General features: G+C 44.8%; 19 protein-coding genes and 1 pseudogene. 8 read left to right on the forward strand and 12 right to left on the reverse strand.

Annotated elements, in window-relative coordinates; translation table 11 throughout:
• Nucleotides 1–28: 28 nt before the first annotated feature.
• On the reverse strand, nucleotides 29–229 hold the full coding sequence (locus tag IHV80_RS10270) for a DUF4250 domain-containing protein (protein WP_017076390.1): 201 nt from the start codon (nucleotides 227–229) through the stop codon (nucleotides 29–31).
• Nucleotides 230–361: 132 nt separating this feature from the next.
• Nucleotides 362–1,042, reverse strand: coding sequence for a hypothetical protein (locus IHV80_RS10275; RefSeq protein WP_060982398.1), 681 nt, complete (start codon nucleotides 1,040–1,042; stop codon nucleotides 362–364).
• A gap of 331 nt (nucleotides 1,043–1,373) precedes the next feature.
• Here IHV80_RS10275 and IHV80_RS10280 point away from each other — a divergent pair, with 331 nt between their 5' ends.
• Complete coding sequence (locus tag IHV80_RS10280; RefSeq protein ID WP_264158437.1) at nucleotides 1,374–3,668, forward strand: YgiQ family radical SAM protein; 2,295 nt, start codon at nucleotides 1,374–1,376, stop codon at nucleotides 3,666–3,668.
• A gap of 106 nt (nucleotides 3,669–3,774) precedes the next feature.
• Here IHV80_RS10280 and IHV80_RS10285 read toward each other — a convergent pair whose 3' ends face one another.
• A complete protein-coding gene (locus IHV80_RS10285) occupies nucleotides 3,775–4,413 on the reverse strand; it encodes a helix-turn-helix domain-containing protein (RefSeq protein ID WP_192888977.1) in 639 nt (212 codons plus the stop codon).
• Between the two features lie 132 nt (nucleotides 4,414–4,545).
• On the opposite strand from IHV80_RS10285, the gene IHV80_RS10290 reads away from it, so the two are divergent.
• Nucleotides 4,546–5,760, forward strand: a complete 1,215-nt coding sequence (locus IHV80_RS10290; RefSeq protein WP_192888978.1) for a benzoate/H(+) symporter BenE family transporter — start codon at nucleotides 4,546–4,548, stop codon at nucleotides 5,758–5,760.
• Between the two features lie 76 nt (nucleotides 5,761–5,836).
• On the opposite strand, the gene IHV80_RS10295 is transcribed toward IHV80_RS10290, so the two are convergent.
• From IHV80_RS10295 to IHV80_RS10305, 3 genes are read right to left on the reverse strand one after another with little or no spacing between them, the layout of a single operon-like run.
• On the reverse strand, nucleotides 5,837–6,301 hold the full coding sequence (locus IHV80_RS10295) for a GtrA family protein (protein ID WP_192888979.1): 465 nt from the start codon (nucleotides 6,299–6,301) through the stop codon (nucleotides 5,837–5,839).
• Entirely contained in the window at nucleotides 6,288–7,757 is a 1,470-nt protein-coding gene (locus IHV80_RS10300; protein WP_192888980.1) for an ArnT family glycosyltransferase, read from the reverse strand. The genes IHV80_RS10295 and IHV80_RS10300 overlap by 14 nt, the downstream gene beginning before the upstream one ends.
• Nucleotides 7,754–8,773, reverse strand: coding sequence for a glycosyltransferase family 2 protein (locus IHV80_RS10305; RefSeq protein WP_192888981.1), 1,020 nt, complete (start codon nucleotides 8,771–8,773; stop codon nucleotides 7,754–7,756). The genes IHV80_RS10300 and IHV80_RS10305 overlap by 4 nt, the downstream gene beginning before the upstream one ends.
• Before the next feature lie 125 nt (nucleotides 8,774–8,898).
• Between IHV80_RS10305 and IHV80_RS10310 the strand changes: the two genes are divergently transcribed.
• The 4 genes from IHV80_RS10310 to IHV80_RS10325 all read left to right on the forward strand — a co-directional run bounded on the left by IHV80_RS10310 (nucleotide 8,899) and on the right by IHV80_RS10325 (nucleotide 12,874).
• Nucleotides 8,899–9,576 carry a response regulator transcription factor gene (locus IHV80_RS10310; protein ID WP_192888982.1) on the forward strand — a complete coding sequence of 226 codons (678 nt, stop codon included), beginning with the start codon at nucleotides 8,899–8,901 and terminating at the stop codon, nucleotides 9,574–9,576.
• Nucleotides 9,573–10,871 (forward strand): sensor histidine kinase, encoded by a 1,299-nt coding sequence (locus IHV80_RS10315; protein ID WP_192888983.1) that lies wholly within the window; start codon nucleotides 9,573–9,575, stop codon nucleotides 10,869–10,871. Before IHV80_RS10310 ends, IHV80_RS10315 begins: the two co-directional genes overlap by 4 nt.
• Before the next feature lie 127 nt (nucleotides 10,872–10,998).
• Nucleotides 10,999–11,928: a pyridoxal-phosphate dependent enzyme gene (locus tag IHV80_RS10320; protein WP_192888984.1), complete on the forward strand. Its 930-nt coding sequence runs from the start codon at nucleotides 10,999–11,001 to the stop codon at nucleotides 11,926–11,928.
• Nucleotides 11,929–12,136: 208 nt separating this feature from the next.
• Entirely contained in the window at nucleotides 12,137–12,874 is a 738-nt protein-coding gene (locus IHV80_RS10325) for a dienelactone hydrolase family protein (protein ID WP_192888985.1), read from the forward strand.
• Between the two features lie 78 nt (nucleotides 12,875–12,952).
• Here IHV80_RS10325 and IHV80_RS10330 read toward each other — a convergent pair whose 3' ends face one another.
• The 6 genes and pseudogenes from IHV80_RS10330 to IHV80_RS10355 all read right to left on the reverse strand — a co-directional run bounded on the left by IHV80_RS10330 (nucleotide 12,953) and on the right by IHV80_RS10355 (nucleotide 19,215).
• Nucleotides 12,953–14,206, reverse strand: coding sequence for a D-amino acid dehydrogenase (locus tag IHV80_RS10330; RefSeq protein WP_192888986.1), 1,254 nt, complete (start codon nucleotides 14,204–14,206; stop codon nucleotides 12,953–12,955).
• Between the two features lie 129 nt (nucleotides 14,207–14,335).
• On the reverse strand, nucleotides 14,336–15,268 hold the full coding sequence (locus IHV80_RS10335) for a LysR family transcriptional regulator (RefSeq protein ID WP_192888987.1): 933 nt from the start codon (nucleotides 15,266–15,268) through the stop codon (nucleotides 14,336–14,338).
• A gap of 247 nt (nucleotides 15,269–15,515) precedes the next feature.
• A complete protein-coding gene (locus tag IHV80_RS10340; RefSeq protein ID WP_192888988.1) occupies nucleotides 15,516–16,301 on the reverse strand; it encodes an HAD-IIB family hydrolase in 786 nt (261 codons plus the stop codon).
• Nucleotides 16,302–16,336: 35 nt separating this feature from the next.
• A pseudogene (locus IHV80_RS10345) lies at nucleotides 16,337–17,619 on the reverse strand (TRAP transporter large permease).
• Between the two features lie 9 nt (nucleotides 17,620–17,628).
• Entirely contained in the window at nucleotides 17,629–18,093 is a 465-nt protein-coding gene (locus tag IHV80_RS10350) for a TRAP transporter small permease (RefSeq protein ID WP_192888989.1), read from the reverse strand.
• Nucleotides 18,094–18,201: 108 nt separating this feature from the next.
• A complete protein-coding gene (locus IHV80_RS10355; RefSeq protein ID WP_192888990.1) occupies nucleotides 18,202–19,215 on the reverse strand; it encodes a C4-dicarboxylate TRAP transporter substrate-binding protein in 1,014 nt (337 codons plus the stop codon).
• A gap of 273 nt (nucleotides 19,216–19,488) precedes the next feature.
• Here IHV80_RS10355 and IHV80_RS10360 point away from each other — a divergent pair, with 273 nt between their 5' ends.
• Together IHV80_RS10360 and IHV80_RS10365 are read left to right on the forward strand one after the other, a co-directional pair.
• The gene (locus IHV80_RS10360) at nucleotides 19,489–20,193 is read left to right on the forward strand and encodes a glycerophosphoryl diester phosphodiesterase (protein ID WP_192888991.1); all 705 of its coding nucleotides are present in this window, start codon (nucleotides 19,489–19,491) and stop codon (nucleotides 20,191–20,193) included.
• A gap of 9 nt (nucleotides 20,194–20,202) precedes the next feature.
• Nucleotides 20,203–20,946 carry a DeoR/GlpR family DNA-binding transcription regulator gene (locus IHV80_RS10365; RefSeq protein WP_192888992.1) on the forward strand — a complete coding sequence of 248 codons (744 nt, stop codon included), beginning with the start codon at nucleotides 20,203–20,205 and terminating at the stop codon, nucleotides 20,944–20,946.
• The last annotated feature ends 47 nt before the right edge of the window (nucleotides 20,947–20,993 follow it).

Consider the following 20,993-nt stretch of genomic DNA (forward strand, 5'->3'; position numbering starts at 1 on the left):
ACACGAACAATGACGCGCCAATCGATGTTTATCTTGGATAAGACTTGAACTGATTGGTCAATGGATCGTATTGATAGCCAAGCATATCCAACTTACCGACGACACTTTCTATATCCATTTCATACATGCTGACCAGCTCTTCAAAGCTATCACATTCCAAACGAAGTTTTTCGTTGACGATTCCGAGCAAGATAATGCTATCGAAACCTTTGACGTTGCTTAAATCCATCCTGAACTCCTAACGAACACGCGATTAGAATTAAGTTTAGAACGCTTACTAGCCGCATGCTTAAAAACAGATCACACTTCTTTCGCTACAACGGATTTTATCAACGAAAAGTTTCGAGAACTCGACTGCCTCTTACAACGCCCAAACCGGTGTTAAGCCAATCACTGACGCTAATAACATCAGCAATGCTATCGTTAACTGCAGCTTCTCAGGTGTTTTGACAAACAGTAAATGCCAACACCAAACCACGATAGAAGAGATAAGCAAAGCAAAGCTAAACAACAAGGTTGAAATAACAGGTTCTAATTGCGCTTCCGACAGTGAATAAACGTTAATCACGGTCACCAACACCACCAGCATGCCACTTAATACACCCACAACAGGCAGAACGCGGTGAAATGCTTGTAAGCGCGTTCTTGCGATAGTCAGCAGTAAATGTCCGAAAGAAGCACCCAGTAAAGCCACCAGCAACACAGTCGCAATAATACCGACTGGATTTACCTGTTCGCTTGCTTGGATAGCGACGTATGACAGCGCCAAACCACACGCAAGGTACATCACCCAGATAGGGCCTGAGTCACGTGTCTTCTTAGTTTGAACTTGAGAATAGAAGTAAAAGATAGCGAATACGATCAAAAACGCTTCAATTCTTAATGAAGCAACAGCAAGCCAAAGCACGCCAATCGCAGGTAACATCTTGTGAATACGGCCACGTTGACCAGGGCAAATATCACCCTTCACTAAGATTAAAGTTAAGATCAGTTGGGCTCCTAATAACATGGGAGCAAATTGTACTAATAATGATTCGACCATTGTGGATCTACTTATTCAGACTTATTTTCGCGAATAATATCAAAAACTACCCCGAACACTAATCAAAATCACAAATTAGCGACACGACTCTACGCTTCTACTATGCTGTTCTATGGTGTGGCGGGTGGTGGTTAACGACTAAATCCAAAAAGACATCAGAACTAACAGGGGCATGTTCTACTGGCTAGTCTAGCCTCATGCCGCTATAATTCCCGCCTCAAAAATCAGAGGTTGAAATATGTACAGCGATATCACTCCTATTCACGAACACAAAAAATACTGGGCCGAGTGCTACGGAACAGCACCCTTTTTGCCTACCAGTAGAAAGGAGATGGATGCTCTTGGATGGGATAGCTGTGACATTATTATTGTAACTGGTGACGCTTATGTCGATCACCCGAGTTTTGGTATGGCTATCATTGGCCGTTTACTTGAAGCTCAAGGTTTCCGCGTGGGCATCATTGCCCAACCAAAGTGGGACAGTAAGGATGCCTTCATGGGACTGGGTCGACCTAACCTATTCTTCGGCATCACTGCGGGTAACATGGATTCCATGATCAACCGCTATACCTCTGATCGCAAACTTCGTCACGACGATGCCTACACACCAAACAATGAAGGTGGTAAGCGTCCTGACCGTGCAACTCTGATTTATTCTCAACGTTGTCGTGAAGCCTACAAAGGCACACCAATCGTACTTGGTGGTATTGAAGCAAGCTTACGTCGCGTTGCACACTACGACTACTGGTCTGATAAAGTTCGTCGCTCTGTATTGTTTGATGCAAAAGCAGACATTCTTCTTTTCGGTAACGCCGAGCGTGCGCTGGTTGAAGTTGCACACCGCCTTGCTGATGGTGAAGAGATCAGCAACCTAACTAACATTCGCGGTACAGCAATCAACTTGCCAGCAGCGCCTGAAGGTTACAAAATTATCGATTCTTCTCGTATCGAAAAACCGAACAAAGCCTACGTTCCGGTTAACCCATACGAAGTAGAAACGCAGTGTGATACCAAGAAAGATGAAAAAGAAGAAGTAAAGGCGCAGCCGATTACCATTCGTCCTTCTCGTCACGATGCAAAAACAACCGCGGTTCGTATCCCTGGTTTCGAAAAGCTAAATAACGACCGTATTCTTTACGCTCACGCTAGCCGTATTTTGCACCTAGAAACCAACCCGTATTCGGGTCGTGCTCTTATTCAACGTCACGGTGACCGCGAGCTATGGGTAAACCAAGCACCAATTCCTCTTGCTACTGAAGAGATGGATTACGTGTTTGGCCTTGCGTACAAGCGTGTTCCTCACCCTATGTATGGCAAAGCAAAGATTCCTGCATACGACATGATCAAAACCTCGGTTAACATCATGCGTGGTTGTTTTGGTGGTTGTTCTTTCTGTTCAATCACAGAGCACGAAGGTCGTATCATTCAGAACCGTTCGAAAGAATCGATCTTGGATGAAATCGAAGATATTAAAGATAAAGTACCTGGCTTTACCGGTACCATTTCTGACTTGGGTGGCCCAACAGCGAACATGTATCGCTTAGGTTGTTCTGATCCTAAAGCTGAAATTAACTGTCGTCGCCCATCATGTGTGTTCCCTAAAATCTGTGAAAAACTGAACACAGACCACCAGCACACCATTGACCTTTACCGCTCAGCGAGAAAGGTTCCGGGCATCAAGAAAGTAATGATCGCATCAGGCGTTCGTTATGACCTTGCGATTGAATCTCCAGAATACGTACGTGAGCTTGTGACTCACCATGTTGGTGGTTACCTGAAGATTGCTCCAGAGCATACTGAAAAAGGCCCTCTGGATCTGATGATGAAACCGGGTATGGGTACTTACGATCGTTTCAAAGAGATGTTCGAGAAGTACAGCGCTGAAGCTGGTAAAAAACAGTATCTAATTCCTTACTTCATCTCTGCTCACCCGGGCACGGAAGATGAAGACATGCTTAACCTTGCGTTGTGGCTGAAAAAGCATAACTACGAGTGTGACCAAGTACAGAACTTCTACCCATCGCCAATGTGTAATGCAACGTCGATGTACTACTCAGAGACCAACCCTCTGAAGCGCGTGAAATACAAAAAACGTGAAGATGTTCCAGTGCCAAAAGGCGATCGTCAACGTCGTCTGCATAAAGCATTGCTTCGTTACCACGATCCAGAAAACTGGAAAATCATCCGTGAAGCACTGATCAGTATGGGCAAAAAGCACCTAATTGGTGACAAAATAAACTGCCTAGTACCAGAAGAAGATTTTGAAGCTCAGACACCGGCACAGCGTCGTAAGTCTGGTCGTCATGGCTCACAACGTTTTGCAACTAAGCACAGTAAATCTCAACCGGGTCTTGGCGGCGAAAGCCCTCGTAACCATAAGCCTGGTGGCAATAAACCTAAACCGGGTGGTAAGAAGCCAACAGGTAGCCAAAGCAACGGAAAGCAGAACGGTAATGGTAACGCGAATAAGCCAGCGACTGGCTTCATCAAAAAAGCCCCTGGTAGTCAGCAATCGCAAGGCAACGGCGGCGGTAATGGCAAGCCAAACCGCAGCAAAGCGGGCAATGGTCAAGGTGGCAAACCTTCGGGTAACGGAAAGAATCGCCAGCGCGCCACACAGCGTTAATATAGCGAACCCATTTACTTCGCTATCGTAAAAAATACAAAGCGCAGCTATTTAGCTGCGCTTTTTTGTGTCTGGAAGATTTTCCAAATGGTTTCAAGCAATGAACCTACGAACGCTGCCATTGGTCGGGGTAATGGATAATGTCGTGGAAAACCGCTTTCTCTGTGCCGATGTTTTTATAACCATGAGGTTGCTCAGCGTTAAAACGTACCGCTTGCCCCGGGCTCAGTTCATGCCAGTCATCATCGAAGAACACCGCCATACGTCCTGCAATACACAATATATGCTCGGTCACTCCGGCATTGTGCGGCTCAGAAAAGTGCTCATAGTTTTCAGCTAATCCCAACTCATACACTTCAAAACCCACAGAGGGCTCAAACGGAAAAATAACACTGACCGAGAAGCCCTCATTCAAGCTTTCATCACGCAATTCATTTGCGTCTCGGAACAAACTCACCAGCTCATTACTAGAGCAAGACAAAATCAAACTCGAGAATGAAACGTTCAAACCAGTGGCGATTTGCCATAGCTTCGCGACGGTTGGGCTCGATTCACCACGTTCAATCTGCCCTAACATCGCTTTGCTGACACCAGTCGCTTTGGCAGTCGCGTCGAGACTCCACCCTTTCTCTTTACGAATTCGCTTTAGGTTGTGGCTGACTTGCACGTCGTTTTGGTCACTCAAACTCTCTTTTACGTTAAAGCTAGTTTCCACATTCATGTTCTTCGGCATGTTTTCGTTCATCTACCTATTTAAGTTTGCTCGTGCTTAAAGTTATCGCGAACAAAATTCAAACAAATAACTCTTGTGCGCTATAACGCACAAGTGCTAAGTTAAGTTCTATGTATGTTATAACGCACAACGAGAGTGGTTAGTATGGGTCAGGTTAAGTTTTCTCACCTCAGTACTGGTTTTATTGCGGTATTTATCGGTTATGCGAGTGCGGCAGCAATCATCTTCCAAGCGGCGACCAGTGCAGGAGCCAACCAGCAGCAGATTGCTTCATGGTTTTGGGCGCTCGGAATTGGCATGGGCGTGTCGACGATTCTATTGTCGTGGCGATACAAGCAACCAATAGTGACTGCGTGGTCGACACCGGGCGCTGCATTACTGATCACCTCGTTGGATGGACTCACCGTTGAACAAGCAGTGGCTATCTTCCTATTTAGCTCACTGCTGATAACCATTACCGGTCTAACTAGCATCTTTGATACGCTGCTTAAACGAATACCCACATCGATTGCCTCTGCGATGCTGGCTGGTGTGTTGTGGATGTTTGGAATTGGAATTTTCACCTCTTTGTCTCAAGAGGCCATTATCATCGGCACCATGTTAGCCGCGTATATTTTTGCCAAACCTAAGTTTGGTAATCTATTGATTCCTTTTATTTTAATGCTTGCAGTAATAATGAGCGGGGTCGCGGGAAAGCTCGATTTATCGGATGTGAGCTTAACGCTGACTCAACCAATGTTCATCACACCAGATTTTGATTTGGCGTCTTTATTGAGTGTTGGGATTCCGTTATTTGTGGTGACAATGGCATCACAAAATCTGCCTGGGTTCGCCGTATTGAAAGCTAATGGTTATAACCCACCAGCGTCACGAATTATCACCACGACAGGCGTTACCGGTGTGTTGCTCGCTCCCTTTGGTGGTTTTGCCTTTAACTTGGCGGCTCTGACAGGGGCAATATGCATGAGCCCCAACGCTGACCCAAACCCGAAAAGTCGTTACAAAGCAGCATTAGCGATGGGTGGTTTCTATTTGCTGGCAGGGGTATTAGGCACAACCTTTGTTTCTCTGTTTTCATCGGTTCCGCAAGCCATCATTATTACCATTGCAGGGCTGGCCTTGTTACCGACGCTTGCGAACAGCCTGACGACAGCACTTGCTGATGACACACATAGAGAAGCGGCGTTACTCACCTTTTTGCTGACTGCTTCTGGGATTAACTTTGCTGGCGTTGGCAGTGCATTTTGGGGACTGTGTTTGGGCTTAGCCTGCTACGGGATAAAGAATTGGCAGTTAAAAGCGGCTCAAACAAAGCCAACTCAACCTACACAAGCGAACGAAGGTAAAGAACAAAGTTAGAATGACCAATCGTCTTCAATAGTCAATGTTCAATAAAAAAGCAAGTCATTGGATAACTTGCCTTTTTCTTTCTTGTCTAACGGGTAAAAACCCAATACTGACTAAACAGATAGTTAGTAACCATACCAACCAAGATTCCAACGACCATTGCGATAAACACAGCCCCAGTAAACGCAGGCAGTAATTCCGTCATCAGCTTAAAACACAGTAAATTAGGTACCGCAGATATAGAAGCTGAGAACATGAACTTTTGCCACTGGATCAATTTTTCAGACCAACTACCCTGCCCTTTAAACTCAAAGGTCAGCACACGATTCCCAAACCACGTTGTCGTTGCAGCAGCAATGAAGGAGCCAATTCGCGCAGTCATTAAAGGCAACCCAACAACGTAATGCAGCAATGAAAACACTAGGCAATCAACAACAAACCCGCCAACACCAACCACTGCAAACCGAACCATCTTGTGATGGGACTGAAGCCTTCGGCTTTGTGTCTGAAGCTTGTAATTGATCATTCGCAGCCCTGAGTTAACGCTGAACATCACTTTCACTTCGAATGTGACTCAACGACAAATTTGGTTTGATGTTTTGGCTATGACAACTGAACAAAGCACGCTTTATTTTCACCGTCGGTTCCAAAATACACGTTAACGCGTTGTCTTTAATCTTGGTTTCTACTTCCGCTCTTTTACCAATCAAATAGAACTTGTCGATACCGTCTAGTTGCCCGATATCAAGTAGCTTCTTCGCTTGCCCATGGCTATAAAATTGCCCTGAGAACGGTCGCTTTCCTACATAAAAACTCGGTGATGAATCGGTGATCTGTTCGAAGATGATACGGTCACTTTTTTCGTTTGCCTTACCTAGGTTCAGGTAAACCATCGCAATCATCAGCAACACTGGCAGAACCAAAGCCACACTCGAGAACCACTTCTTATCTTTTTCTACAACAAGTATAGCAACCAGCAAACCAAGGGCTGGAATACCAGGTAGGACATACGCTGGGAGAATATTGCCCGCCATAGTGAAAAGGATAAGAGGCGAAATCAGCCAGCACACAAGGAATGAAAACAAACCTCTATTTTCAGTATTAATTTCTGCAATTTTCTTACGTCGAGCAAACGCTAATATAGGCAATACAATCGACCAAGGAGCAGCGGCTTGAATCCAGAACACCCAGATCATGCCTCGTGTTTCATCGTGAGCTGAACCGTAAAGGTCCCCTTCCCAACCACTCACAACAAAACGCTTAAAGTGCTCGCCAACGATGAAATAATCAATGAAACCCGGCGTTGCCATTTCAGCCATGATGTACCACGGCAGCGCGATCGCTAGCATCACACCTAGACCAGACAACAATGGAAAGCGTTGCCACAACACCTTAAAAGCGCCAAAGAAACCGTGTTGTAAGACCAACCAAGGGAATACTGCGATACCCATGATGACAATCGCTACCGGCCCTTTTGCAAGCAAGCCTAGAGCTAAACCAATAAAACCAACATAACCCCAATATCTATTGGTCTTCGCACTACCTTCTCCCTTCCAACATAGATAGAAACCTAACATGGCAATGGTCATCGCCAAGGTTAATGCTATGTCTGTCATCACAGCACCCGCCGCAATTGAGAAAATACCGCATGTCGCCAACACCACCGCGGCAACCAACGCACTTTGCCCAGTTCGTTTCGCCATGTAAGCCGTCAACAAAATCGTTGCTACGCCAGCCAACCAATGTGGTGCGCGAACGGCGAACTCACTCAAACCGAATAACTCAATGCCGATAGCGCTCATCCATGTGAACAACGGTGGCTTACCCCAAAAAGGAATACCGTAATCAAACTGCGGTGTTAACCAGTTCCCTGTTTCCACCATTAAACGAGCCATTTCGCCATAGCGCGCTTCTGTGGTGTCCATTAATGGGTAAGTCGCCAGAGATAAAAGCCTTAGAACCAATGCAAAAGCCAACAAGTACCATAGGTGCGTTCGGTTCAGGCTCATGCTGACTCCTCTAATTTAAAATGTGTTTTTAATGCAGGTGTATCGACCACCGATTGGATCAGATACAAAGGACGATTCTTGGTTTCAATGAAAATACGACCTATGTACTCTCCCATTAAACCAATACTCAGAAGTTGAATGCCGCCAAGGGCAAGCTGAACGACCATCATTGATGGGTAGCCCGTGATAGGCTCACCAAACATCATGGTTTTGAACACGATGACCATCCCATACACAAAAGCAGTCAGCGCAACTAACCCTCCCAATGCGGTAGCGATGCGCAGTGGACGAATCGAGAATGAGGTAATACCATCCATCGCCAATCCAATGAGCTTGAGGTAGTTCCATTTCGTTTCACCGCAGAAGCGAGCATCACGCTTAAATTGGAGCGTCGCTTGTCGGAATCCTGGCCATGAAAAAATGCCTTTCATGTAACGGTTACGTTCTGGAAGTTGATTGATATGGTCGACAACTTCGCGGCTTAACAGTCGAAAATCGCCCACGTTCTCAGGCACATCAATCTTCGCAGCCACGTTCATTACTTTGTAAAAGCTTGCCGCTGAAAACTTCTTGAACCACGTTTCACCGTCACGTTGGCTGCGCTGCATATTGACCACGTCATAGCCTTCGCGCCATTTCGCGATCATTTGCGGAATCAGCTCCGGTGGATCTTGCAGATCTGCATCGAGCAGAATCACGGCTTGTCCACGGCAATGTTCAAGGCCAGCACTCATGGCTGACTCTTTCCCAAAATTACGGCTTAAACCAATAACAGAAATTGAACTGTTGATTGAAGTAAATGAACTCACCAAGTCCAAGCTGTTGTCTTTGCTGCCATCGTCAACATAAACAATCTCGCTCGTAATCGGTAAGCTATCGAGAACCTTAGTGAGGCGCGAGTGGAACTCTTCCAACACCTCTTGTTCATCGTAGAAAGGCACAATGATAGACAGAGATACCGCAGGATTAATCTGCGATGTAGATATCTTAGGGTGGCTAATATGAAGTTCAGACATAATACGTTCTTCTATTTTTTAATCTGAAGCCAATCTACCCTCCCATAAGTGAAAGTTATGTTATTGACATATTTTTCACGCTCACTCAGGATAATGTTACTGTCTATTTCTGTATGAGAATCAAAATGAAACGAGTTCTATTAGTCGAAGATAACCGTGAAATTGCAGGTGTCTTGTTTGATTACTTTGAGTGTATTGGTATGGAACTCGATTATGCGGACAACGGCGAACTTGGCCTGCAACTCGCAATGGAAAACTCATTTGATATCATCATATTAGATCTAATGCTGCCGAGAATGGACGGACTAACGGTTTGTAATAAACTGCGAGATCAAGGCAACGCGACACCTATTTTGATGTTGACTGCATTGGATAGCCGAGACGATATGCTAAAAGGCTTTGAACATGGCGCCGATGATTACCTTACCAAGCCTTTTGATTTGGATATTTTAGAAGCGAGAATGAACGCGCTGGTTCGTCGTTACCGAGGAAAAGTCGCCTCTTCTAAGCTTCAGTTTGGTGAACTCACCATCGACCAAAAAACCCGTAAAGCTTACCGCCAAGACAAGCTTCTTGCGCTAAACCCAACCACTTACACCATACTTGAGATGCTTTGCCAAAGCGCACCTGAAGTGGTCACTCGCGAAGATATCTCATACAAACTTTGGGAAGAAGACGAGCCCAACAACGATGTGTTACGTAGCCATATCTATCAATTACGTAATCAACTCGACAAGCCTTTCGACACCCAAATGTTGATTACCGTCCCTAAAGTAGGATTCCGTATGGAGTCATCGAATTGATTTTAAATGTTCTCACCAGTACCAAAACCCTAACTGGCCGCTTAGCGGTTTTCTTTGGGTTAATGGCCGTGATTGTGTCTGCATTCGTCTATGTTGTTTTTGTAGCAGCACTTTATTTATCAGAAGATCGAGTAGGTGAAAGGCGTATCCTGATCGACCGCAACTATGCGGTTGGCTTATTCCAAGCTGGTGAGAGTGGCGCGTTGAGAATTGATGACCTGACCATTGCCTACAACGATATTTCATTCTTACCTCCCGAATACTTGAAGTACATTGAAGGTAAAGAAAGCTTTGTTGGCGAGGTCGGAGAAGAGCCAGAATCACGCATGATGTATGTAGGTGAGTATTCTGATGAGGGCGAGACCCACCCGATCATCCTGCTTTCCGAGATAGACCGCGTTGAACTTGATATCTACGAATTAGTGTATGCCACCACTTTTGTACTGGCACTACTTTCTATTTTGATTTTTAGCTTTGGGGCACTGCTTTATCGACTATCTAAGCGACTGATTGAGCCTTTTAATTCCCTGTCTGAACAGCTTGAATCGAATAAGCTCAACCTAAACGAAGAGTTCGGGGTGAGTGACGATGCAGCGGTGGAATTTCGTCAATTGACGGATCAACTCAATCAATATCGTCGAGAAATCAACTCCCTACTCAAGCGCGAACAAGCCTTTGCTCGCTATTCAAGTCATGAATTGAGAACCCCGCTGACCGTTGCTCGCGGGGCGAATAAGCTGCTCCTTCGCAGTGAAACAACTGAATTTCAATCTCGCCAGGTTGAACGTATCGATGACGCCATTGTTCAGATGTCAGAAATGGTCGATGCCCTGCTTGGTCTCGTTCGTTATGAAAGGAACAGTGACGATGAACCACTACGCTTGTTTAGTCAGCAAGAGCTAGAGACGATCGTTTCGAAAAACTCGTTACAAGCAGACGAGAAGGAAGTCGAGGTAACCTTACAAGTTCAATCAGAACCAACCATTCAAGCCACCAGCGCGATCATGAACATGTTGGTCGGCAACTTGTTGAGAAATGCGATTGCAGCAACCAATAGCGGCACTGTAACCATCACCCTCTCCCAAGATAATCTTGTGATTGAAGATCAAGGCGAAGGCCTTCAGGAACAATACAACCCAAATGGTCATGGGCTAGGCTTGTTGATTGTCGATGACTTGTGTCAGCGCTTCCATTGGAACTTTGAATTGTTCAATCGCAGCTGTGGTGGATGCACCGCGAAAATCGACTTTCAAACCGATTCTCCCTTGTCCATACCAGAGCAGATAAACTCGTAGTACTCAGTTCAATATCCGACGAAAACTTGATTTAGTTGGTTTACAGCGCTCGCTAGCTACTAGATACTCGTTGGTCCTATTTGATTTAAAAATGCAGGCTCCTTAGTCAGCATTTTGTCTAAGTGCGATGAAACTAAATAATAGCCCTGTAACTCAGCATCAATACAATGAGCACACCTTTTTCTTAAAGCGTGACGATCAGCTTCATTCCCATTTCTGCGGCAACAAAGCGCGTAAATTCATGAAGCTATTGGAAGACGAACATCCTGAAATAACAACCTTGATCAGCTATGGCTCTGCGCAGGCTAATTCTCTGTTCTCACTCGCGGCACTGGCAAAGATCAAAGGTTGGACGCTTGAGTTTTACGTCGACCACCTTCCCCAGTGGCTACAAGAACGCCCAATAGGCAACTACCGTGGCGCTATTGATCTTGGGGCTAAGGTTATTTCCGTTAAAGAGATAGGCTCTGAACTTCATCCACAAAAGTACATTGAGCAAGTAAGACAAGCAGACGCCCACTGTATTGTTTTGCCAGAAGGTGGCCGCTCTCAACTTTCTGAGTATGGTGTTAAGCAACTGGCGATGGAGATACTGAGTTGGACTCGCTTCGAAAACAAGCACGATTTTGTGGTTGCACTGCCCGCTGGTACAGGTAGCACAGCACTGTATCTTCATAAGCACTTAAAGTTGCACAACATCCCAGTCCTAACCTGCGCTTGTGTCGGCGGCGATGATTACCTAACACAACAATTCAATGAACTTGGCGAAACCGATCACCCACAGATCTTACCGCTCAAAGCCAAACACCACTTTGGTAAATTGTATCAGCAGGATTATCAAACTTGGTTAGACCTTCAAGAGCAAACCGACATTGAGTTCGACCTGCTATATGACCCATTGATGTGGCAGTGCTTAGAGCAGTGGCAAGAAGATAACCCAGACAAAACCATCATCTATATCCATCAAGGCGGCATCTTAGGTAATGAGTCTATGTTGCCTCGCTATCAGCGTAAATATCCAGATATGTGCAGCAGCACGACTAACGCGTCCTGGTAATTGTTCTCTCTACTTCTAACTCAAGCTATTTGAATTTCCGTTCCGTTAAACAACCATCACACTTCATATGTAATGGTTGTTTAATGCATTTCCCTTCAATATTTACCTCTAACATTACACTTCAAATTAGAAACAGAAATCTGGCGAGAGTCATAACGTTATCTATACTTTCCATTGGATTGCCACTTGTCATCTGAAGGAATAACGTATGCGAACACTCACTACGCTAGGTCTGTTTTCGGTTTTACTTCCCTTTTCAGCACTGTCTGGAGAAAACGTCATCTACCAGGTTGATGGCATAGAGTATGAAGGTTATTGGAGTGAGGCCAGCGACCAAGCGCCTTTGGTGCTGCTAGTACATGATTGGGACGGCTTAACCGATTACGAAAAGAAACGTTCTGAGATGCTCAACGAACTCGGTTACAACGTGTTCGCCATCGACCTATTTGGTAAAGGCATTCGCCCAACAGAAGTGAAAGACAAAAAACAACACACCGGCGAGTTGTATAAAGACAGAGAAAAAATGCGTGCGCTACTTAACGCAGGAGCAATGGAAGCAAAAAGGCTTGGTGGTAACTTAGATAACAACGTGATGATGGGATACTGCTTTGGCGGAGCCGCTGTGTTAGAAGCCGCACGCGCGGGCATCCCTTCGAAATCTTATGTCACTTTCCATGGTGGGTTGTCGACACCAAAAGAGCAAGACTACTCACAAACCAAAGCGCCGGTTGTCGTGTTCCACGGAACCGCTGACGCCATGATCTCAATGCAAGATTTTGGCAACCTTGCTGCGGAACTAGAGGCGACAAAAGTACCTCATGAGATGATCACCTACAGCGGAGCTCCTCATGCATTCACTGTATTCGGCTCCAATAATTACCAAAATGAAGCTGACCAAAAATCATGGCAACGATTCACTCATGTGTTAGAAACCACGACCAGATAAGCAGCAACTCTAAAACCAAATCAGCCCATACATAATGATAAACATGGGCTGATTCGTATGACCAAGTATTTTGATGAACTAAATGTAACGATGAAGACTCAAGTCGTCTGATTGAATATCGCTATGAGAGCCACTAACCACACTCGCTAACAACTTTCCTGAACCACACGCCATCGTCCATCCCAACGTTCCGTGTCCCGTATTAGTAAACAGATTCTTAATTGGCGTTTTGCCGATAATAGGCGTGCCATCTGGCGTCATTGGCCTTAACCCAGTCCAGTACTCTGCCTTGGAGAAGTCCCCCGCCTGCGGGAACAGGTCTTTTATCACCATATCAATCGTCGCTTTGCGTTTTTCCGGAATCAGGTAATCAAAACCAGCAAGCTCTGCCGTTCCTGCAATACGAATACGGTCATCAAAACGAGTCATCGCCACCTTATAGGTTTCATCCATCACGGTAGAAGTCGGTGATTTCTCCGCATTAATGATAGGCAATGTCAGTGAATATCCTTTGACTGGATACACAGGAATAGACAGGTCGACTTGCTTGAGTAAATCACGAGAATAACTGCCCGAAGCCACCACATAAGCGTCCGCTTTGAATTCACCTTGGGTCGTGGTGATACTCTCAATGGTTTGATTCTGATGATTGAGCTTGACCACTTCAGTATCAAACACAAACTGAACACCAAGCTTCTTCGCTTTTTCGGTCAAGGCTAAACAGAACTGATGGCAATCACCCGTTTCATCATGAGGTAAGTATAAGCCGCCCACCAGCTTGTCTTTCACGTCAGCTAATCCCGGTTCAACCAACAAACACTGCTCGACTTCAAACAGCGAATGCTCGATTCCACTCTCTGTTAGCAACTTCATATCCTGCTGAATAGCGTCCAACTGCTTCTCGCTTCGAAACACTTGCAGTGTCCCTTTCTGCCTGCCTTCATAAGCCAGTTCTTCGCTGGTTCTGAGATGGGTCAGACAATCACGACTGTAATTCGCCACTCTCAACATACGAGATTTATTCTGTGCGTATTTGGCTTCATTGCAATTGGCGAGCATCTTGGTCGCCCAAGAAACCAATTCAGGGGAAAGTGACGGTTTCACTTTTAATGGCGCGTGCTCTTGGGTTAACCACTTCATCGCTTTTAAAGGGATTCCGGGGGCGGCCCATGGGGAGGAGTAGCCGTAAGAGATTTGGCCAGCATTCGCAAAACTGGTTTCCTTACCACTGCTATCTTGACGATCGATAACCGTCACCGAGTGACCCTCTTTCGCCAAATACCATGCGCTAGTCAACCCAATAACACCACTGCCAATAACGATAACTTCCATTGCATCCGCCTTTTATGTCACGCAACATTCTTGTAACTTTCGGACACTTTATTGGGCAGGCATTGACTTAACAATACAGTTGGCGTTGATAAAAAGTCATCACTGTATAATTAAAAGAAATACCCGGGATTACAAAACGATAGCGTGGGCATCGCTACGTAAAAAAGACGTGTTCTCCATTAAGAAATCAAGGAAGGTTTCGGCTTGAATACTCAACTCTCTTCCTTTCAAAGATTGCACCTTAACGGTCGCTTTGGATAACACCTCAATCTCAGTCGGCACAACTTCTATCCGGCCTGATTCTATCTCTTCAAGAACCGTCAGCTTGGGCATAAAAGTGACACCAAGCCCCGCGACAACAAAGTTAGTCAGTGCAGTAACCGAGTTGGTTTGTAATTTGGGTTGGAGATTAAAATGCGACATTTGCTCGGCGTGTTTTACTAATCGTCCCATGCCTGTCGATGTATCGATCAAAGCCAGCGACACATCTGTGATTTCTTGCAGTGTCACAGGTGTCTCTTTCATCGTCAGAAAGTGCCCTTTCGGGGCGATAAGTTCTAGTGGGTGACTGCGTTCCACATGCGTTCGTAGTTTTGGATGCGGTGCTGCTGCGTAAGTGATGGCAAAATCGATCTGCTGATCTTCAAGCATCTTAACTGCATCAAGAGCACCGGCTATTTCTATCGACAAATTGATGTCTGGATAACGGGTCATAAAGGTCTGCATCGGCTCAGACACTAAATTGGTGATAAACCCTTCACCTATCGCAATACTGACGCTACCACCAGTCAGGTTTTTAAGCTTGGTCAATTGAGTTAATACTGCCGCTTCACCTCTTATAATGGTGCGATAGTGGTTCAACAACTCATTTCCCGCTTCCGTTAAATAGGACTGACGGTTATTGCGCTCCCACACCTTCATCTCAACCTGATCTTCAAGTTGGGACAGCATACGACTCACAGCTGCAGGATCAACATTCAACATCTTCGACGCCTTACGTAACGACTCGTATTTCGATAAAGCACTAAGGTATTCCAGCGCGCGGATATTAAAGTGGTGCATTCAACTTCCTTGTGATTAAAGTGACACTAAGAACAAGCGTCTCATAAATTCGGCATTAACCTATATTCCAATTTGACGAGATAGGGCTTGCCCTCATCAACTTGTGCACCGAGTCACTTCAAGACTATGGTTGATCGGCTATTTAGGTGTTTTATCTGATCCAAGTAAAACAAAGGCGACAACTTTCGTTATCGCCTTTGTACTGCTGGTTGATGATTGCTTATTGCTGACTAAAAATGAATAACGACTATTTCAACGCCAATAATTTATCAGTGAACTCAGCGAAACCATATCCGCCGGGTTTCTGCATCACAACAACTGGGTGATGCGATAACTTGGTCCAATAGTGCTTAATGTTAGCTACACCAACACTGAAAGGTAGTGCTTCAAACATAAACTGGTCATTCATGGAATCGCCAACGTAACAGGCATGTTGGAGTATTTCTTCATCAGACAACCCTTTCTCTTTTAAAAAGGCCGTTGAAGTGGCTCTTTTTGAGTGATCACCATACCAAGCATTAATGTGAATTGAGCTTGCTGTCGCATGTGCACCTAACGCGTGAATCTTAGAAACGATTTCTTCAATAATGGCATCATCGACTCGAGGGCGATTCTGGCCAATATCAATCGCAACTTCACATAAGCGATAAGACTGGTCGAGCGTCAAAGACAACTCTGGGTAATCATTAAGAATGTCTAAGACCTCTGCCTTCAGGCGCTGCTGCTCCGCTCTGACGTCTTCTAAAGGCGTCTGAGATCGTAGCGTAAGGTAACCATTCTGCTTTTCCATAATGAATGCCCCGTTCTCACCAAGAACCGCATCCACAGGCCATAATTGCGCGATATGATCACACCAACCCGCACAAGCGCCCGTTACAGCCACGACCTTTTTCCCCGCATCTCTTAGCGCCTTCAAGGCCACCAATGTTTCTGGTGGCAACTGTCCTTGCCAAGTTAAGGTATCGTCGACATCCGTCAGTACCCAATCAACGCTTTTCCAATTTTGGTCTAAATCATTCGTTACCGAATTCATTTCTACACCCTCAAATATAAACTAACTTATTAGTGTTAAAGTAAATTCGGTAAAAACATCACTAAACTTTCAGAGAAAGTCAGCAACATCAACACCGACAATAAAGCGAGTAGTAAAGGCACTACTTCTTTTACAAAATCGACCATACGAACGTTCAAGATGGAACATACAGTAAACATCATCGAACCGAACGGTGGCGTCACACCACCAATCATAATATTGACGATCACGATAATGCCGAAGTGAACTGGGTTTACGCCTAAGTTGAGCACAGCCGGAAGCAATAACGGCGTTAAGATAATCATCGCTGCCCCACCTTCGATGAACATCCCTACAACAAGCAACAGCACGTTAATCAATAGCAACAAGACTAACTTGTTGTCGGTAAGCTCTATCAAAGCAGACGCAACATTGTGCGGAATTTGCTCAAGCGTCATGTAGTAACCGAAGACCATCGCTCCGATAATAATAAACATCACACTACTGGTGCCCTGCACCGTTTCACGCATGATGAGCGGGATATGTCGAAAGCCGAGCTGACGATAAACAAAAAACCCAATAATCGCACAAAGCAATACTGCTATTGCCCCCGCTTCTGTCGGCGTAAATAAACCAAAACGCATGCCCAGAATAATGCCGAAAGGAATCAACAGTGCGGGAATCGCTTTAAGAAAATAATGAAAGCGCTCTTTGGCAGACGCTGGCTCAGAACGAGAAGGCTTGTAACGACGCTTACGAGCAATGAACGCAATAGTCACCATCAGCGACAACGCCATCAAAAATGCAGGAACATAACCCGCAATAAACATCTGATGAACTGAGACATTCGCCAACAGGGCAAAGATGATTAAGTTAATACCCGGTGGAATAACTGGGCTGATACTTGATGATGCCGCTGTTACAGCCGCCGTGAATGGCAGATCATAACCACGCTGGTCATTTCAGGTGCAAGAATCTTCGATTGCATCGCAGCATCGGCATTCGCAGAGCCTGAAATACCGCCCATTAACGTACTCAGCGCCACATTAACCTGCGCCAGACCACCCGTTTTATGACCAATCATTGAGTCTGCAAACGCCAACAAACTTTTACTGATCCCCGCATAATTCATCACTGAGCCGACCATGATAAAAAAGGGAATAGCCAACAAAGGAAATGACTCTGTCGAGCTAATAAAGCGCTGCATTACCAAGCTGACGGGAATCGAGTCATTGATAAAGAGAAAGTACACCATCGCCGACGCGATCAATGAAAAAGCAATGGGTATATTCAATAGAAACAGAACAAAAAGAATGAGGATTGGAAGATAGCTTTCCATTAATCGTACCTACTTAAAAGAGCGCTTTAGAGAAGCGATATCGCTGACGATGAATCGAACCGTGTGGATTGCCATCAATGAAAAACAAAGTAACAACACACCATTGATAGCAAAATATGACATGCCCATCACTGGCGTTACCTTGTTGGATAACATCAAGTATTGATAACTCAGAACAGCCATCAGAATGTTCAGAGCCAGTAGGAAGACAGAAACACATAACCTAAACGGGATTTTTGCTTTTTCTGGCAGCATGGCGACCACCACATCAACACCCATGTGGAGCTTATGTTTATAGCAGGAACTAATGCCTAAATAGACAGCCCATATGAAGCAAATAACCGAGAGCTCTTCACTCCAAGGGACAACAAATCCAAACCCATAACGTAAAACAACATTAATAATGACCACTAAAACGGTAATCGAAATAGCAATAGAGGCGAGGATTTCTTCAATATTTTTCAATAAAAACAAAAGACTTCTCCAATGAAATACCCAACATCACATCGGTTACTTCAGGAATAAAACGGCCTGAAGGAAATCAGGCCGTCTTCATTAACGAATTAATCTACATTCGCAGAATTACTGTTCAGCTCGAATCGTTTCCAACTCTTTCATGATCGTTGCGTGTATACCTTCACTCCATGTTGGGAATTGGTTGTACACGTCAGCTGTCAACTCATTGAATTCATCCGAGTTAACTTCATTAAACGTAACGCCTAGCTCTTCAAGTTTTTGAGTGTATTCAACATCAAGCTTAACCAGCTCTGCAGTATTAGATTCCGCGCCGGCTTCTAGCTCTTCATTGATGATTTGCTGTTGCTCTGGCGTAAACTTGTCCCAAAGAGTCGGTGAAATATAGATACCAACCGTGCCTAGGAAGTGTTTAGTCAAAGACATATTCTTCGCTACTTCGTAGATTTTGGTTGAGTACATCGTCAAAATCGAACCTTCAAGGCCATCAACAACGCCTTGTTGAACACCGGCATAGGTTTCTGGGAATGGCAAAGAAGCTGGAGCCGCACCCATTGCTGAAAGCGTGCTGATAAACAACTGGCTTTGTGGAACACGGATACGCATCCCTTTCATGTCTTCAGAATTCACTATTTCTTTATTAGTGATCATGTGACGGAAGCCAAACATGTAGTCTGCATTCAATACTTTAATGCCTTTTTCTTCAGCTTTAGCCTTCAAGCCCGCGACAAATTCCGTATCCATCATCGCTAAATATTCATCATACGTGTTGTACAACATTGGACCTGCCAGTGCAGCGAAGTCTGGTACGTAATCGCTCAGGTAGGTTAAATCCTCAACGGCAATCCAGTTCGCGCCGTTAACGACTTGCTCCAAGTTGTCTTTATAAACCGGTAATTGACCACCAGGAAAAACTTTAATATTTACCGAATCTTCGGTTCTTTCGCGTATTTTATCGGTCGCTTTAATGAGTTCTTGGGTTAACAACTCGTTTTGAGTGAACACAAGGCTCATGTTGATATTGATCGGCTCGTCTTTAGCGTCCGTTCCGGCCTTGTCAGCTTCACCACAACCAACAAGTAACGTTGCGGCCATAATTACTGTACCTAATAGCTTTTTCATCTTTTAATCACCTTATCGTGGCTATCTTTTCTAAATATAGAGGGTGTTATTAAGTTTTCGTAGAGTATGTAAGTGAATTATTACATTCATATGAACATTTACCTTAGCCACTTGAACACATTGAGGATAAGGTCTCACTATTGTATAAACTCTAACCGACTTCTTTTAACCAGCTCTCAGTTAAAATGGGGTGATATAGCCTATCGATAATAAAACTGTAATAAAATAAAGCTAATGTCCCCTAAATTTTCAAATGAACATCGAGAATACATTATGATTACAGGCCACCGCGGTGCCGCTTCTTTAGCACCAGAAAATACGTTAGTCAGTATTGAGCAAGCAGCGAAAGCCGGTGCAGGCTGGGTTGAAATTGATGCCCAACTCAGTTCCGACGGTATTCCTATGGTTTTTCATGATAAAACGGTGAACCGCTGTACTAATGGGACTGGGAATATTGCAGATTTAGATCTGTCGGCACTCAAGGCTTTAGACGCTGGCAGTTGGTTTGGTCGTGAGTTTGTAGGAACCTCGATTCCGACATTAAGTGAAGCGCTAGACAAGTGCCTAGAACTCGGTCTAACTCTGAATCTTGAGATCAAGATATATGACGATAAGGCGATCAAACCTTTAGTTGAGCAAGTTATTGCGCTGATAAAGCAAAAGAACTTCCCTAGCGAGAAACTGCTCATCTCAAGCTTCAAAAAGGATGCGTTAAGTCTATGCCAAGAGTTAATGCCCGAAGTTAGACGAGGATTCATCTGCGAAGTATGGAATGATTTCAGCCTTGAATCACTCCAGCAACTCGACTTATATAGCATTCATATTGACCACAGAATACTTGATGAACAGACCGCCAAAACAATCAAGGCTTCAGGTGCAATACTAAAAATATGGACGCTAAACGACCCCAAATTGGCGAGCAAATATCTCAATCTAGGTGTTGATAACATCATCACCGACGTACCAAATAAATTTTAGTGAGCTTCTATGGAATTGAACCACCGCCAAAAACAAATACTCGCGACGCTTAAAGCAAATCAAGATGTGCAGATCGATCATTTAGCAGAGCTATTTTCGGTCACTACTCAAACCATTCGTCGTGACGTAAATGACTTATGCGAGCAAGGTTTAGCGCGAAGAGTTCACGGAGGCGTGAGCTTACCGACAACGCTGACCAACACCAGTTATCGATTCCGCGCTGGCGTTGAATCAGAAATGAAAGACAGTATCGCCATGGCTGTTGCAGACGCAATTCCTGAAGGTTCAACGGTAATGATGGGCATTGGCACAACTGTCACTCGTATCGCACAGTACTTATTGGCGAAGCCAGCATTACGAGTGATCACCAATAACCTGCAAGTCGCTCGAATCCTCGAAGCAAACGAGCAGATTGAAGTCTATTTAGCGGGCGGTTTATTTCGAAGAGAACACCAAGACATGGTGGGAAGTAGCGTGGTCCACTTCTTTTCCGATTTTGAAGCCGACATTGGCATTTGTGGTTGTGGTTCAGTAACAGACAGCCATTTCGCTATGGAACATGAGCAGGTTGAAGCCGACCTTTCAAAATCAATTATCAAAAACAGCCGTGAAAGTTGGCTCGTAGCTGACGCAAGTAAATGGGGCCGTTTTGCAGCTCTAAAGGTGGCGTCACTAGAGCAGTTTGACTGTATATATACCAATAATAATCAGCTGCCTTCGGAGCTAAAGGTAAGGCTGATAGAAGGAACTTAGCATGGGCTCTTCATCAGTGAAGTGTTCTATTTGAAATCAAGGCGACT

The sequence above is a fragment of the Vibrio bathopelagicus genome, assembly GCF_014879975.1.
Classification (GTDB): domain Bacteria; phylum Pseudomonadota; class Gammaproteobacteria; order Enterobacterales; family Vibrionaceae; genus Vibrio; species Vibrio bathopelagicus.

Bases quoted from the DNA above. Each gene is read 5' to 3' on its own strand.
- IHV80_RS10325 (WP_192888985.1), top strand. From the start codon at position 12,137: ATGCGAACACTCACTACGCTAGGTCTGTTTTCGGTTTTACTTCCCTTT.
- IHV80_RS10340 (WP_192888988.1), bottom strand. From the start codon at position 16,301: ATGAATTCGGTAACGAATGATTTAGACCAAAATTGGAAAAGCGTTGAT.
- IHV80_RS10300 (WP_192888980.1), bottom strand. From the start codon at position 7,757: ATGAGCCTGAACCGAACGCACCTATGGTACTTGTTGGCTTTTGCATTG.
- IHV80_RS10330 (WP_192888986.1), bottom strand. From the start codon at position 14,206: ATGGAAGTTATCGTTATTGGCAGTGGTGTTATTGGGTTGACTAGCGCA.
- IHV80_RS10290 (WP_192888978.1), top strand. From the start codon at position 4,546: ATGGGTCAGGTTAAGTTTTCTCACCTCAGTACTGGTTTTATTGCGGTA.
- IHV80_RS10285 (WP_192888977.1), bottom strand. From the start codon at position 4,413: ATGAACGAAAACATGCCGAAGAACATGAATGTGGAAACTAGCTTTAAC.
- IHV80_RS10310 (WP_192888982.1), top strand. From the start codon at position 8,899: ATGAAACGAGTTCTATTAGTCGAAGATAACCGTGAAATTGCAGGTGTC.
- IHV80_RS10320 (WP_192888984.1), top strand. From the start codon at position 10,999: ATGAAACTAAATAATAGCCCTGTAACTCAGCATCAATACAATGAGCAC.
- IHV80_RS10355 (WP_192888990.1), bottom strand. From the start codon at position 19,215: ATGAAAAAGCTATTAGGTACAGTAATTATGGCCGCAACGTTACTTGTT.
- IHV80_RS10270 (WP_017076390.1), bottom strand. From the start codon at position 229: ATGGATTTAAGCAACGTCAAAGGTTTCGATAGCATTATCTTGCTCGGA.
- IHV80_RS10335 (WP_192888987.1), bottom strand. From the start codon at position 15,268: ATGCACCACTTTAATATCCGCGCGCTGGAATACCTTAGTGCTTTATCG.
- IHV80_RS10295 (WP_192888979.1), bottom strand. From the start codon at position 6,301: ATGTTCAGCGTTAACTCAGGGCTGCGAATGATCAATTACAAGCTTCAG.
- IHV80_RS10365 (WP_192888992.1), top strand. From the start codon at position 20,203: ATGGAATTGAACCACCGCCAAAAACAAATACTCGCGACGCTTAAAGCA.
- IHV80_RS10275 (WP_060982398.1), bottom strand. From the start codon at position 1,042: ATGGTCGAATCATTATTAGTACAATTTGCTCCCATGTTATTAGGAGCC.
- IHV80_RS10360 (WP_192888991.1), top strand. From the start codon at position 19,489: ATGATTACAGGCCACCGCGGTGCCGCTTCTTTAGCACCAGAAAATACG.
- IHV80_RS10305 (WP_192888981.1), bottom strand. From the start codon at position 8,773: ATGTCTGAACTTCATATTAGCCACCCTAAGATATCTACATCGCAGATT.
- IHV80_RS10280 (WP_264158437.1), top strand. From the start codon at position 1,374: ATGGATGCTCTTGGATGGGATAGCTGTGACATTATTATTGTAACTGGT.